The following is a 13,053-nucleotide window of genomic DNA, read 5'->3' on the forward strand; positions in this document are numbered from 1 at the left end:
GCTCTCCTACTGGGCTCCCGTCCCACCGACGCTCGGCTTCGCCGGCGCCGCCGCACTCCCGGCGGCCATCGAGACGGCCACGCGCGCACTCGACCAACTCGGCGTCGGCAGCGGCGCCACCCTGCTGGTGAACGGCGCCTCCGGAGGCGTCGGCAGCGCCGCGGTCCAGCTCGCCGCGGTCCGGGGCGCGCGCGTGATCGGTACGGCCAGCCCGGCGAACCACGCGTACCTCCGCACGCTGGGAGCCGAGCCCGTCGCCTACGGCGAGGGCCTCCTCGACCGGGTGCGCGCGCTGGCGCCCGACGGTGTCGATCTGGCGCTCGACGTGGCCGGGAGCGGCGTGCTGCCCGAGCTCATCGAGCTCACGGGCTCCCCGGAACACGTCGTGACGATCGCCGACTTCGCCGGTGCGCAGGAGCACAGGGTCGTGTTCAGCCGCGGTGACACCGGCCGTGCGGTCCACGTGCTCGGGGAGATCGGTGCGCTGATCGAGTCCGGTCGCTTCTCCCTCCCGGTCGCGCGGACCTTCCCGCTCACCGAGGTCGCGGAGGCGCACCGGGTCAGTGAGAGCGGGCACGTGACGGGGAAGCTCGTACTGCTGACCGGCTGAGGACCGGCTGAGGACCGGCTCCCGCAGGGGTCCGTGCTCATCGGGAGTTCACCTGCTCCGTGAGCTTTCCCTTGCGCAGGGTGAGGATGCGGTCGGACTGCGCGGCCAGCTGCTGGGAGTGGGTGACGACGACCACGCACTTGTGCTGCTCGTGGGCGAGGTCGCGGAAGGTGTCGATGATGCCCTGGGCGGTGTCCTCGTCGAGGTTTCCGGTGGGCTCGTCGGCGAAGAGGATGTCGACGTCGCAGGCGAGGGCCCGGGCGATGGCGACGCGCTGCTGCTGGCCGCCGGAGAGCTGCATGACGTTGCGGGTGGCCGTCGTCCTGTCGAGGCCGATGTGTTCGAGGAGGGACAGGGCCCGGGCCTTGCGGCTTCCCGTCGAGGGCTTCGCGCCGGTGATCTCCATGGCGGTGGTGACGTTCTGCAGGGCGGTCATGTAGGTCAGGAGGTTGTACTGCTGGAAGATCGTGGCGGCGTGCTTGTTGCGGTAGCGGCCGAGGCCGAGCTCGGTGAGGTTCTGCCCGTTGAAGCTGATCGTGCCCTTGGTGGGGCTGTCGAGGCCGCTGGCCAGGGAGAGCAGGGTGGTCTTGCCGCTGCCCGAGGGGCCCAGGATGGTGTAGAAGGTGCCGCGTTCGAAGGTGTGGTCGACGTCCCTGAGGACCGTGGTCCGGCGGCGCTGGCCGGAGTAGGTGTGGCTGACGCCGGTGAGGCGCAGGACGGGCGGGGCGGTCGTTGCGGCCGTAGCGGTCGTGGTCATGGCGGTCACTTGCCCTTCGTGAGGATGGTGCGGGGGCTCAGTCGCAGTACGGATGCGGCCGGGACGAGGGTGGCGAGGAGGCCGACGCCGAGGCCGACGCCGCCGACGGTGGCCAGGTCCGCCGGGTCGAGGACCACCGTGATCTTGTCGATGGGGTCGGCGTTCTCGACGGGCCTGTCGTTCGGGTCGATGCCCTGGTCGAGGCCGGTGCTGCCGGGGGCCGGGGGTTTCCACGAGTCGAGTTTCCGCTCGGCGGCCGAGGCTTCCTTGCCGAGCAGTGCCTGGCCGGCGCTCTGGGTCAGCTTCGGGGCGAAGAGGGAGCTCACGCCGATGGCGATGACGGCGATGATCACGATCTCCAGGGTCTGCTGGCCGATGAGCTTCCACTTCTTCTCCCCCATCGCCAGCAGCACGCCGTACTCGGTGCGGCGCTGCTTGACGGCGAGGTTCACCAGGAGGGCCAGGACGGCCGCGCCCGCGAGGCCCATCAGCCACATGGCGACGGTGGCCGTGGAGCGGATGCTCTTGAGGGGGCCCGTCATCTGCTGGACGGCCTTGTCGTTGGCGTCCAGCTTGAAGCCGGCGAGCGCCGGTCCCGCGATCCGCTTCGCCTCGCTCGTGAACGCACCCTGTGCGTCGGCGTCGTTCAGGAGGAACGTCGCCTTGCCGACCTTCCTCGGCCCGTTGCCTTCGGTGCCGAGCGCGGAGAGGCCGCCCACCGTGCCGTAGAGCATGTTGGCCGGGCTGACGCCGTACTCGGGGTCGGCTTCGGTGGTGGGGCGCGGGTCGCGGTAGATGCCGCCTACGGTGAACTCGGCCGTCGTCTTCTCGTCGTTGCCGGTCAGGGTGATCTTGTCGCCGACCTTGAGGCCGTTCTGGTGGGCCAGCCGCTCCTCGATCAGGAGCTGCTTCTTGTCCTTGTCGGCGGCCGTGATGTGCGAGCCGGACAGGAGGGTGGACTTGCCGCTGCGGAAGTCGGGCAGCAGCGAGGAGTCCAGGACTCCCATGCCGATGGTCCCGCCGGGGCCCATGCCCATGGCGTCTTTCGTGCCGCCTTCGACGAGTTCGTTCTTGCCCGTGAGGAGGGCGCGGTCCCACATGGAGTAGGTGTACTTCTGCACCTGCGGCAGGGAGCCGATCTTGTCGACGGTCGCGACGTCGATGCTGGGTGCCTGGAGTTGGGCGGCGTTGCCCAGCCGGCTCATGTCGATGTCGAGGTTGACCTCGGCGCCCACGGAGCGTTTGGCGTCCCGTTCGGCCCGGGCCGTCGCACCGTTGATCAGGACGCCGGCCAGCACCATCACGGAGATGACAAGGAACGTGGCGAGGGTGATCAGGGTGCGGCCCTTGCGGGCCCACAGGCTGAGGCCTGCACGTTTGACGAAGTTCAAGGGGATCTGCTGCTCTCTCGGTCCGTGCGGGTGAGTGGGTGAGTGGGTTGGCCGCGGCTATGCGCCGTCGGTGAGGATGGAGCGGGGGTGGAGGCGGAGGATCCCGATGCCCGGGATGACCGTGGAGACCAGGGAGATCCCGAGCCCGATGCCGGCGACCTTGCCGACGTCGGCCGGCTCGACCCGGACCGTGGGCGGGGCGGCCCCGGGTTCCGGGGCGCGGGCGCTGTCCGGGGCGTGGGCGGCCGGGACCGGCTTGTCGTCCCGGTGGCCGAGGAACGCCTCGCCGGCGGGCTGTCCGGCCAGCGAGCCGGCCAGGGCGGCGAGCGCCACCGCGGGCAGGGCCACGGCCGCCACCTCGACGGCGTGCTGGCCGATGAGCTTCCACTTCTTCTCGCCCATCGCGAGCAGCACTCCGAGCTCCGTGCGCCGTTCGCGGATCTGCAGCGTCACGATGAGGCCGAGGATCAGCGCTCCGGCCAGGGCGATCACCCAGACGATCAGTCCCGCGAACGTCCCGACCCGCTGGATGGGGAGGACCTGGTCCTTGTACGCCTTGTCGTTGACGCGGAACTCGAAGGTGCCCCGGCCGAGGAGCCGCTCGGCTTCGGCGTGCAGCTGCCGGGCCCCGTCCGGCGAGCCGGTCTTGAACACCGCCTCGCTGACGGTCGCGGCGCCCTCGGTGAGCTTCTGTGCGGTCGCCGCCGGTACGTACAGGGTGTTGCCGGGCAGTTCGTGCGGAGGCGTCCACATCGTCGGATCCCGTGCCGGGTCCTGGAAGACGCCGACGACGCTCACCGTCGTCGTGCGTGCGCCGTCCGCCGACCGCACCCGTACGGTGTCGCCCACCTTCAGGTGGTTCTCGTCGGCCAGTCGCTGCTCGATCACGGCGACGTCGCCGCCCGCGTCCGCCGGGGTGATCCCGCGGCCTGCCGTGATCTTCGTCGAGCCGTACGAGAAGGGCAGCAGCATTCCGGAGTCGCGCACGCCGTTCACGGCCAGCGCGCCCTTCGGCTTCTCGCCGGGCGCGGTGCCGACCGGCTCCGGAACCTCGGGCCTCAGCGGCGTGAACCCCTGTGCGTCGGCGCGGACCCGGACCTGCACGTTGTAGCGGTGCACCGGGCCCGCGCGGCCGAGTTCGTCGGCCAGGGCCTGGGTGAGGCCCTCCTTCCTGACGGTGGCGTCGACGCCTATGGAGCGCTGCGCGTCGGCTTCCTGGCGGGCCGCGGCGGCCTGCAGCATGAAGCCGCCGAGGAGCAGGGTGCAGATGACGAAGAAGATCGCGAGCAGGGCCGCGGTTTTGGACCTTCTGGTACCCAGGCTCGTAGCGGCACGCTTGACGAAGTTCATGCCCGAGACGAAAGCAGCCCGCTGTTTGCTGCGGGATAAGCGCGTTACAGCGGCATAAGGACCCGCCCGGCACGGCTGGGCCGGCCCGCGCTCCCCGCGCTCCCCGGGCTCGCCCGGCTCCCCGTGTCCTTATCCGCCTGCAATCGTGATCTTGGTTTCCTGTAGGCATGAGAGTCCTGGTAGCCGAGGATCACCGCGTTCTCGCCCGTACCATCGCCACCGGCCTGCGCCGCCAGGCGATGGCCGTCGACATCGCCGTCACGGGCGGGGAGGCCGAGCGGATGTGTCTGCTCACCTCCTACGACGTACTGATCCTCGACCGCGACCTGCCGGTCATGAGCGGCGACGAGGTCTGCAGACGGTTGCGCGAGCTCACCGACCCGCCACGGATCCTGATGCTGACCGCCGCGGGCGAGCTCACGGACAGGGTCTACGGCCTCACCGAGCTCGGCGCCGACGACTACCTGGCCAAGCCCTTCGACTTCACGGAACTCGTCGCCCGGGTACGGGCACTGAGCCGGCGCACCCCCAAGCCGCAACACACCGTGCTGAGCTTCGGGAACATCACCCTGGACGAGAGCCGTCGCGAAGTGTCCGTGAACGGTATCCCGCTGGAACTCTCCCCGAAGGAGACCGCGGTCCTGCGCCTGCTGATGCGGGCCGGCGGAGCACCGGTGGCCCACGACGACATCGTCCGCGCCGTCTGGGACGAACACCTCGACACGCGCACCGGCGTCGTCCGCACCACCATCAGCCGCCTGCGCGGCAAACTCGGCGACTCCTGCCTGATCCTCACCGACAAGGGAGAGGGGTACCGGCTGTGCGACTGAACCTCCGGATGCTGTCGCACCCTCGGGCCCTGCTGAGCGGGCTGCCCTTCCGGTCCCGCCTGGCCCTGGCCTTCTCCGGGCTCTTCCTGCTCACCGGCCTCCTCCTCCTCACCTTCGTCGTGGTGCTCGCCCGCTACGGAACGGCTCAGCAGGTCCAGGGGATCTCGATCACCTACGGCGACCTGCCGAGCGGTCGGACGAACCCCAGGGAGCCCGCGGAGCCCGTGGAGCCCGTGGAACCTGCGCAACCCGTGCCCGTGGAGCCGGTCGAGCCCGTGGAGCCGGTAAGCCCCACCCGGCCGAACGGCAGGTCCGAGCCCCCGAGCGATGTCGCCATGATCCAGAAGATCGACCGGACGGTGCAGGCCGTCCAGGACACCGCACTGCGTCAAATGGTCCTCTGGTCCGCCGTCGGGCTGCTCGTCATGGCACTCCTGGCCGGGCTCGTCGGCCGATGGCTGGCGGGACGGGCCCTGCGTCCCGTCGTCTCCGTGACCGAAGCCGCCCGCCGGATCAGCGAACAGAACCTGCACCAGCGTCTCGCACTCACCGGCCCCGACGACGAGCTCCACCGCCTCGCCGACACCTTCGACGGCATGCTCGACCGGCTGGAGCAGTCCTTCGAGAGTCAACGCCGCTTCATCGCGAACGCCTCGCACGAACTCAGAACGCCCCTCGCGGTGCAGCGCACCACCCTCCAGGTCGGCCTCGCCGACCCCCTGCCCGACGGTCTCACCGACGTGCGCGAGGACCTGCTCACCGCCAACCGGGAAGCGGAGGAGCTGATCAACGCGCTCCTGCTGCTCGCCCGCAGCGACCGCGGACTGGAGGAGACCGAGCCCGTGGACCTCACGGTCACCGCCCGGCTCGTGGCCGCCGAGCATGCTCCGCGCGCAGCCGAAGCCGGCCTGCGGATCGACACCGACGCCGACGCCGATTCGCCCCTGGTCGTTCCCGGTGACCCCGTCCTGCTGCGGCACCTGCTGGCGAACCTGATCGGCAACGCGGTCCGGTACAACCACCCCGGCGGCCACGTCCTCGTACGGATCGACACCTCCACCGTGACGGTGACCAACACAGGCCGCCACGTCCCGGCCGAGCGCATCCCCGACCTGTTCGAGCCCTTTCGCCGGCTCGACGGAGACCGCACCGCCGGCCACGGGCACGGCCTGGGACTGTCGATCGCGCTCTCCATCGCCCGGGCCCATCACGCCACCCTGACCGCACGCCCCGGCGGCCCCGAGGGCGGGCTCGCCCTCACCCTGCGCTTCCCGGGGACCGGCGGGCCGAGGCTGCCGTGAGGAGCCCGCCGGTCTCGACGACCTGGTTCCGGCCGGTCAGTCCGTAGGGACGACCTTTACCGCGACCGGGGTTCCGGCCTCCACCGTGCGGCTGACCGTGCAGAGCTTGTCGTGGGAGGTCTTCACCGCGCGGGGCAGGATCGTACGGGCCCGGTCGCCGGCCTCGCCCTCGGGGAAGCGGACGGTGAAGGCGGCTTCCAGGTCCGTCATGTGGTTGCCGCCGGCGTCCTCGGCCTTGTGCCCGTGCACGGCGACGGAGAACTCGTCGGGTTCGGCGTGGCGGCTGGTTGTGACGTCCACGTCGGCCGCGGAGCAGCCGCCGATCGCGGCGAGGAAGAGCTCGACGGGGGTGAAGCCCCCGCCGGATCCGGTACCGAAGGAGATCGTGTCACCGCGGGAGTTGGTCGCGGTGAACATGCCCGGACCGGTCCGCTCGACGGTGACGGAGCGCAGGGAATCAGCTGTCATGACCTTGACGTTAGCCGCGCGCCACCGTACCCACCACGCCACACGACGGAACGGGCCAGGAGGAACGTCCCGGCGGCTCCGATGACGAGGGTCGAGGCCAAGCCGATGAGCTCGGCGGCCGTGCCGAGGGTGAACGCGACGACGAGCGGCACGGTGAGGAACGTGACGGTGGTTCCCAGAAGGATCCGGGCGAACCTGCCGAAGCCGGGGCCCACCAGGAACCCCAGGCGCCGTACCCGCACGGCCATGCCCCCGGTCACCCCGGTGAGGAGCAGCAGCATGACGGCGTAGCCCAGCCGTTCGCGTCCCACGTCCAGGGGGCCGCCCACGACGGCCGCGGAGGACCCGTCGGCGGTGGTGAGGAGGGAGCTGCGGTTGTCGAAGACCTCGACCGTGACCCGGGGGTCCTTCAGCAGGCGCCCGGCCGTGCCGGCCCCGGCCGTGACGAACCACGGGCGCCCTCCGTCGTCCGGGGTGAAGACGAACGAAGTCGGCCTGCTCGGCATCGGCAGACTCCCTTGCTGCCGGAGCTGCGAGGCGCTGCCGGCCACCGTCGTCCGGCAGTGCTGGGTGGCTCCCGGCGCGCAGGCCGGGGCCGTGTCGTACGCGCCGAGTTGCCGGACGTCCCACCACGCGACGGCCCCGACGAGCACCGACGCCGCCAGTCCCACGACGGCGAGGAAGCCCAGGGCCCGAGGTCCCGCCGTCGTTCCGGTCCGTGGAACGGTCTGGTCCCGGGCAGAGGGTCGCAGGTCGTGAGCGTAGGCGTCAGGCCGTGCGGCGTTCGGCGAGGGCCTTCGCCGCGCACTCCAGGGCGGAGCCCAGCTCGCTCCCCCAGCCGTCGGTGGTCCGGCCCTCGTGCACGGAGGTGCCCGCGGCCGGAGGCACGACGTAGAAGCCGTCCTCCTGAAGGGTGCGCAGGTTCCGGCGGACCGTCGGGCGGCGCAGTGCGGTGGCCGGGACCGACGGGCCGATGACCACGGGTGCCTCCGTGTTCATGACCGTGGTCAGGGCGAGGTCGTCGGCGATGCCCGCCGCGCACTTCCCGATGAAGTTGACGGTCGCCGGCAGCACCAGGACCAGGTCGGCCCACTCGGCGAGCTCCTGGTGCGGTACCCGGCCCTGCTCGGTGTCCCACTCGGGTCCGCTGACCGGCGCCTGGGAGGCGGCGGCCAGGGCCCGCCGGGACACCAGGAGTTCGGCGGACGCCGTCAGGCAGACCCGTACCGACCAGCCGCAGGTCACCCGCAGCCACATCACCCAGGTCGGCAGCTTCACCACGTCGAAGGCGCCCGTGCCCACCATGAGGATCTGCCCGCGGGGCAGGGCGAGGAGATCGCGCAGCGCGTTGTTGTCGGTGTCAGAGCTCATGGTGGGGTCTCCTTCTGCGGGGGCGGGGGCGGGGGCGGGGGCGGGCGTCGGAGCGGGTCGCTGCGCCGCCGCGGTCGTGTGCGCGGGCGCTCAGGACAGGAGCAGTACGCGGTCCCAGTGCGGGCCGTCCCCGGCTGTTCCGGGCAGCATCGAGAGGAGCGCGGCCGCGACTCCGGCGGCCCCTTCGAGGAGTCCGCCGTTGTCCGCGGCGCGCAGGGGCTGCGTACGGTCCCAGCCCAGGTCGGACCGTACGGGCGTCAGGTGGCGGAAGCCGAAGGGTGCTTCCGGGTCTGCCAGGGCGGCCAGCCCCTCGGCGAGCGACGCCGCCTGGTCCAGGAGTTCGCGGTCCCCGGTCAGCCGGCCGAGCCGCCACAGGCTCTGCTGGAAGCCGGCCCGGCCGTGGCAGAGGGTGGGGCCCTTCAGGTGCTGCTCGGTGGCGGGACGGCGCAGCAGTGCGCGGGTGCCTTCGAGGGCGAGCCGGTGCCAGTGCGCCTCTCCGGTGAGCCGTGCGGCCCGGGCGAGCGCGTTCGCGATGCCCGCCGCTCCGTAGCACCAGGCCCCGCCCGAGGCCGCGGCGGCGTGCGCGGAGGGGTCCGTGCTGCCGCCGGCGGCCCGTACGATCTCGTCTTCGAAGGCAAGCCGCGGCTCCCAGTAGGGCCCGGCCGTGTCGTGGTCGGTCCGGTCGGCGAGCCAGCGCCCCATCCGCTGGACGGCGGCGAGTTGGCCGTCCACCGTCACCCCGGCTTCGGCGCACAGGACGAGCTGCATCAGCGGTCCCGCGATGCCGTGGGCCAGGCCGAGGTTGAAGTCCCCTCGGGGGAACTGCTCCTGGTCCGCGGGGGTCGCCTGCCGTGCGCCGGGCACCCACCAGCCGGGGACCCGGTGGCCGTCGACCGTCACCGGCCGGGACAGGTCGGTGAGACGGGTGAGGGCGGCCCGCAGCGCCGGTTCTGCCGCTGCCCGCTCCTGCGGATCGCCTTCGACCACCGCGCCGAGCAGCAGCCGTCCGGTGCCGGCGGCGCCGGAGATGACGTCGTACTCCGTCCAGTCCACGCCCGCGCTGCGGGGCGGTGCGGCGGTGATCCTGGCCAGCAGCTCCGCCGCCACATGTCGGGTCAGCTGGTGGCGCAGCCGCGGATAGTGCCCGCCGAGCCGTGCGCAGGCCTGCGCGGCCGCCAGGACGGCGGCGGGGCCGTGGTAGAGCCCCGCGCTGGCGGTCCCGTTCAGGGCCCGCGCGGCCACCGACAGGTGGGCGTGGGCGGCCGGCAGCCGGCCCGGATCGTGTCCGGCGAGCTCCGCGAGGAACAGCGCGGCGCCGGCGTTCCCTTCGAGCGACACCGGCTCGCCGCGCTCGCCGGGGTACCGGATCAGGGCCCCGGGGTCCGCGAGGGCGTCCGCCACCCGTGCGACGGCGGACTCGAGCAGGCTGGTGGCCGTGGTCACCGGTGGTGCCTCCTTCGGTCGGCGTTGCCCGTCATGCAGGAGCGGGCGGCGGCGTAGGCGCGCCGTTCCGCGTCCCGGTCGGGGCCGAGCAGGCGGTTGCAGGTCATGTGCAGCAGGCTCGCCAGTACGCGGGGCAGCGGCGACCAGCTCTCGTCGGCGCCGGCGATCCGGTCGAGGACCTCGCGGTACTCGCGCAGCCGTGCGGCCTGGTCGGTGAGCGCGGCGAGCACCTCGCTCCCGGCCGGGCTCCCGGCGAGCACGGGCCACCCGCCGACCGGGTCGACCAGGCGCAGCCACTGCGCACGGTCGGCGCGGAAGCCGGGTGGGAGGTCGTGACCCGCCGCGCCTGCCGTGAGCCATGCGGCCCCCGACTCCTGCGGCCCGTACCGGTCCCGTGCGGAGGGACCGGTGCCGGGGGCGACGGCGTGGCCGGGGTCGTGGGCGGGGTCGTGGGCGGGCGGTGGACCGAAGGCCTGGGCGATCGAGGCCACCGACATCGCGGCGAGGGCCTCCGGGTCCCAGCGGAGCCCTCCGGCCGCTTGGCCACGGGCCGCCCGCGGCAGGGCGAGGGCGAGGCGGCTGTCGGCGGCGAAGAACCGTTCGGCTGCCTCCTGCGCCCGGGGGCCGCCGTACCGCTCCCACTCGGGCTCGTACGCGTCGAGGACGCACCTTCCGATGAGGCCCTCGGCGGTCCAGTCGCGGACCGCCGCGCCCAGGGCGGGCAGCAGCCGCTCCCACAGCGGCCCGGCGGGCCCGTGGAAACGCAGCCGGAGATGGTCCTCCTGGTCCCGGTAGCGAATGAAGAACCACCGGTCCACCAGCTCCCCGTGCTCGGCGGGCAGACCGGCCAGGAAGGGGGTGAGCCGTTCGCGGAGGAACGCGGGGACGTGCCGTTCGGGCAGGTAGAGCTTGGCGTAGAGCCACTCGCCGCCCACCTCCGCGGACCGGCGTCCCGCGGTGCGCGGTGGACGCGCGGGGTGGCCCGCGGGCGGCGCCGGGAGTTCCTCGTCGCTGGTGAAGGCCAGGGCCAGTTCGGCCGGCCGGGGCGCGCCGTCCGGGCCCCGGAGCCAGCCGCCGGTGCGTTCCCCGCCCCCGGGGAGCTCCGTGGCGAGCTGGTCGGTGTCCTTGGTGAGCGCGTCCCGGAGCACCTCCAGGTGCCAGCGGTCGGTCAGGTCGAGGGGCAGCCGGTGGTCGAGCCGGCTCAGTACGATCCGCTGCGGGACGTCCCAGTGCTCCCGCCACTCGGCCACCGCGGCGGCCCATGCGGCCGGTCCCCGGGCGGTGTGTTCCCGCAGCTCGTCGAGGCGCCAGGTCGCCGGAGAGATGACCGTGCGGCCGTAGCGGACGCGCGGCAGGAAGGGGGCGCTCTTGGCCGGGCCCCAGTCCCAGGGGGTGCACATCCGGGTGCCGTCCCGGCCGAGTTCGAGGAGGAACCGGGCGGCGTTCGGCGCCTGGCCGCGCAGGTCGAGGGCGTGCGAGGTGTGCGGGAGCAGCCTGCGGCCGGTGGGCAGGTGGACCGGGTAGAGGTGGTCGGCGTTCCCCGCGACGCCGATCTCGTCGAGCCGTACGGTGGTCGCGGCCGGGTTCGGCGGCAGGCCCACGGCCACGTGGTGTCCGGCCGTGCGCGGGCTGTTCGCGATGTTCAGGGCCCGTGCGGTACGCGGCTGGAAGGCTACGGTGAGGTGCGCGGCCCCGGGTACGTCCCGGTGTACGGCGGCGGCCACCTCCTCGGTGATGCCTCCGGTGAGCCCGGCGAACCGCCCGAACGTCGCCCCGGCTTCGGCGGGGGCCGGCCCCGGGCCGGCAACGAGCAGGAAGTCCCCGCGGTCGAGCGCCTCCTCGGAATCCGCGACCAGGGTGCAGAACAGCTCGCAGGACCCGGGCAGCCGTGCGGGGTCCGGCTCGCCGCGGGTGAGCCGCTTGACGAGGTCCTCGTCCAGGACCACTTCGCGGGACCCGTCGCGGACCGCCTTGGCGGCCAGCCGGCCGAGCAGCAGATCACGGGTCCGCTCGGCCGGAGCGTGCGGTTCCTCGGTGCGTGAGGAGGCCGGCCACTCGTAGCCCGACGGCGCTCCCAGTCCGACCGTGTCGTCGAGCAGTTCGAGGACCGGGACGACGCGGTCGGTGCCGTAGCGCTCGACGAAGTCCCGGTGGTACGAGCGGAGCGAGGGCATTCCGGGGCCCGGCGGCGACAGCCTCCACAGGACGTCCATCGCGCGTGCGGCCTCGTCGGTCACGGACCGGGGCAGCCGGACGTCGGCGCCCAGGGCCAGATCCACGTGGACGAGCCGGTCGTCTTCCCGTACCGGTCCGAGTCCGCGCAGTGCGGCTTCGAGGTCGGCGAGCGCCGCACGGCGCGTACCGGGAGCGGCGGCGTCGAACCGGTCGCGGGCCGCGGCCGCTTCCCGTAGTCCGGTCAGGACCTTGAGCGGTGCGTCGGCGGGTTCCCGGGCTTCGGCGGGTTCCCCGTCGACAGCGGGTTCCCCGGCGTCGGCGAGCACCTCGATGAGGCGGGTCAGCGGATCGCTGCCGTCGAGCACCGGCCGCAGGTTCGTGACGAGGAATTCCTGCCGGACGAGTGTGGCGAGCAGTCCTGAGACGGCGCCGGCCGGGGCCGTGGGGAAGCGCTGTTCGAGCGAGGCGACCGCCGCGTCCACGCGGATTCCGTTCGGGCCCGAGGCCAGGTCGAGGGCGGCCCCGACCACGGGAGTGACCCGTACGGACACCTCGCTGCGGGCCGCGTCGCCGGCGCCGGTGCCCGGGTTCGAGGGCGTGGCCATGACGAGCCGGCCGCCGCGCGGGAACACGCCGGTGTGCGCGTGCACGGTGAGCCGCGGCAGCAGCGTGCCGTCCGACTCCAGTGCGCGGACCAGCCGGGAGAGCCAGTCCAGATCGACCCGGGTACGGCTGTACGGGAGGTCCTGCCAGGACACCTTCGCCGAGGTGCCGATGCGCACCGGGGCCACCCCGGCGAACAGCCCGAACGGGGTGCAGCGGGAGCGCATCCTGGCCTCGTAGCGGACCACGGACAGCGCGGCCTTGCGCACCTGGCCGTCGCTCCGGGACGCCAGCCCCTCGGGGGCGGTGCTCGACTCGACGAGCCGCGCCAGCGGGGCGCTGGCCACGTGCAGGGCCTCCATCAGCGGGGCGTCGCCCGCCGCCGTGCGCAGGACCTGTTCGCAGGCCGTGCGGCTGTCGGGCGCACCGTCGGGGGACGTCCGGACGGCCCCTTCGAGGCGGCCGCGCGCCGGTGCCCGCAGCAGGGCGGCCGGTACGGCACGGAAGTACGGGCGGTGCGCGGCCTTCGGCGGCATCGGGACGGGTCCTCTGGCGTTGGCGGAGAGCCGGGCGCGTGCGCGGGCCGGCGGCGGGCGAACGAGGGCTGCCGGGGGCTGGGGCCGGGGCATCCGCGCGAGGGAGGGGGTGGCCGGGGGCCCCGGGGGCGCCCGCCGCCAAACACAGCACGAACAAAAGCACTGGAAGCAGGAGCTGGACAAGATTCTGGTTAATCCGGCCGCGGGCCGCGGGGGGT

Annotated in this window: 11 protein-coding genes; 3 read left to right on the plus strand and 8 right to left on the minus strand. The window is 73.2% G+C overall.

Features of this window, described 5'->3' with window-relative positions:
- On the plus strand, positions 1 to 610 hold a 610-nt coding region (locus ACFWNV_RS36540; protein WP_383955608.1), incomplete at its 5' end, for a zinc-binding dehydrogenase.
- 37 nt (positions 611 to 647) lie between these two features.
- On the opposite strand, the gene ACFWNV_RS36545 is transcribed toward ACFWNV_RS36540, so the two are convergent.
- From ACFWNV_RS36545 to ACFWNV_RS36555, 3 genes are read right to left on the minus strand one after another with little or no spacing between them, the layout of a single operon-like run.
- Complete coding sequence (locus ACFWNV_RS36545) at positions 648 to 1,367, minus strand: ABC transporter ATP-binding protein (RefSeq protein WP_383955611.1); 720 nt, start codon at positions 1,365 to 1,367, stop codon at positions 648 to 650.
- Positions 1,368 to 1,372: 5 nt separating this feature from the next.
- Positions 1,373 to 2,758, minus strand: a complete 1,386-nt coding sequence (locus ACFWNV_RS36550; RefSeq protein WP_383955614.1) for an FtsX-like permease family protein — start codon at positions 2,756 to 2,758, stop codon at positions 1,373 to 1,375.
- A gap of 57 nt (positions 2,759 to 2,815) precedes the next feature.
- Positions 2,816 to 4,108: an ABC transporter permease gene (locus tag ACFWNV_RS36555; RefSeq protein WP_383955616.1), complete on the minus strand. Its 1,293-nt coding sequence runs from the start codon at positions 4,106 to 4,108 to the stop codon at positions 2,816 to 2,818.
- A gap of 167 nt (positions 4,109 to 4,275) precedes the next feature.
- Here ACFWNV_RS36555 and ACFWNV_RS36560 point away from each other — a divergent pair, with 167 nt between their 5' ends.
- Both ACFWNV_RS36560 and ACFWNV_RS36565 read left to right on the plus strand, forming a co-directional pair.
- Positions 4,276 to 4,938 (plus strand): response regulator transcription factor, encoded by a 663-nt coding sequence (locus ACFWNV_RS36560; protein ID WP_383955619.1) that lies wholly within the window; start codon positions 4,276 to 4,278, stop codon positions 4,936 to 4,938.
- Positions 4,929 to 6,239: a sensor histidine kinase gene (locus tag ACFWNV_RS36565; RefSeq protein ID WP_383955622.1), complete on the plus strand. Its 1,311-nt coding sequence runs from the start codon at positions 4,929 to 4,931 to the stop codon at positions 6,237 to 6,239. The genes ACFWNV_RS36560 and ACFWNV_RS36565 overlap by 10 nt, the downstream gene beginning before the upstream one ends.
- Before the next feature lie 36 nt (positions 6,240 to 6,275).
- Here ACFWNV_RS36565 and ACFWNV_RS36570 read toward each other — a convergent pair whose 3' ends face one another.
- The 5 genes from ACFWNV_RS36570 to ACFWNV_RS36590 all read right to left on the minus strand — a co-directional run bounded on the left by ACFWNV_RS36570 (position 6,276) and on the right by ACFWNV_RS36590 (position 12,835).
- On the minus strand, positions 6,276 to 6,707 hold the full coding sequence (locus ACFWNV_RS36570; protein ID WP_383955624.1) for an OsmC family protein: 432 nt from the start codon (positions 6,705 to 6,707) through the stop codon (positions 6,276 to 6,278).
- A complete protein-coding gene (locus tag ACFWNV_RS36575; protein ID WP_383955627.1) occupies positions 6,704 to 7,378 on the minus strand; it encodes a hypothetical protein in 675 nt (224 codons plus the stop codon). Before ACFWNV_RS36575 ends, ACFWNV_RS36570 begins: the two co-directional genes overlap by 4 nt.
- Positions 7,379 to 7,475: 97 nt before the next feature.
- Positions 7,476 to 8,078 (minus strand): flavoprotein, encoded by a 603-nt coding sequence (locus tag ACFWNV_RS36580; protein WP_383955630.1) that lies wholly within the window; start codon positions 8,076 to 8,078, stop codon positions 7,476 to 7,478.
- 90 nt (positions 8,079 to 8,168) lie between these two features.
- On the minus strand, positions 8,169 to 9,521 hold the full coding sequence (locus tag ACFWNV_RS36585) for a lanthionine synthetase C family protein (RefSeq protein WP_383955633.1): 1,353 nt from the start codon (positions 9,519 to 9,521) through the stop codon (positions 8,169 to 8,171).
- Positions 9,518 to 12,835, minus strand: a complete 3,318-nt coding sequence (locus ACFWNV_RS36590) for a lantibiotic dehydratase (RefSeq protein WP_383955636.1) — start codon at positions 12,833 to 12,835, stop codon at positions 9,518 to 9,520. The genes ACFWNV_RS36585 and ACFWNV_RS36590 overlap by 4 nt, the downstream gene beginning before the upstream one ends.
- Positions 12,836 to 13,053 lie beyond the last annotated feature (218 nt).

The sequence above is a fragment of the Streptomyces sp. NPDC058401 genome (assembly GCF_042722885.1).
GTDB lineage: Bacteria > Actinomycetota > Actinomycetes > Streptomycetales > Streptomycetaceae > Streptomyces.

Excerpts from the sequence above, each read along its gene's own strand:
- ACFWNV_RS36545 (WP_383955611.1), bottom strand. The coding sequence starts at position 1,367 with ATGACCACGACCGCTACGGCCGCAACGACCGCCCCGCCCGTCCTGCGC.
- ACFWNV_RS36555 (WP_383955616.1), bottom strand. The coding sequence starts at position 4,108 with ATGAACTTCGTCAAGCGTGCCGCTACGAGCCTGGGTACCAGAAGGTCC.
- ACFWNV_RS36590 (WP_383955636.1), bottom strand. The coding sequence starts at position 12,835 with ATGCCGCCGAAGGCCGCGCACCGCCCGTACTTCCGTGCCGTACCGGCC.
- ACFWNV_RS36580 (WP_383955630.1), bottom strand. The coding sequence starts at position 8,078 with ATGAGCTCTGACACCGACAACAACGCGCTGCGCGATCTCCTCGCCCTG.
- ACFWNV_RS36560 (WP_383955619.1), top strand. The coding sequence starts at position 4,276 with ATGAGAGTCCTGGTAGCCGAGGATCACCGCGTTCTCGCCCGTACCATC.
- ACFWNV_RS36570 (WP_383955624.1), bottom strand. The coding sequence starts at position 6,707 with ATGACAGCTGATTCCCTGCGCTCCGTCACCGTCGAGCGGACCGGTCCG.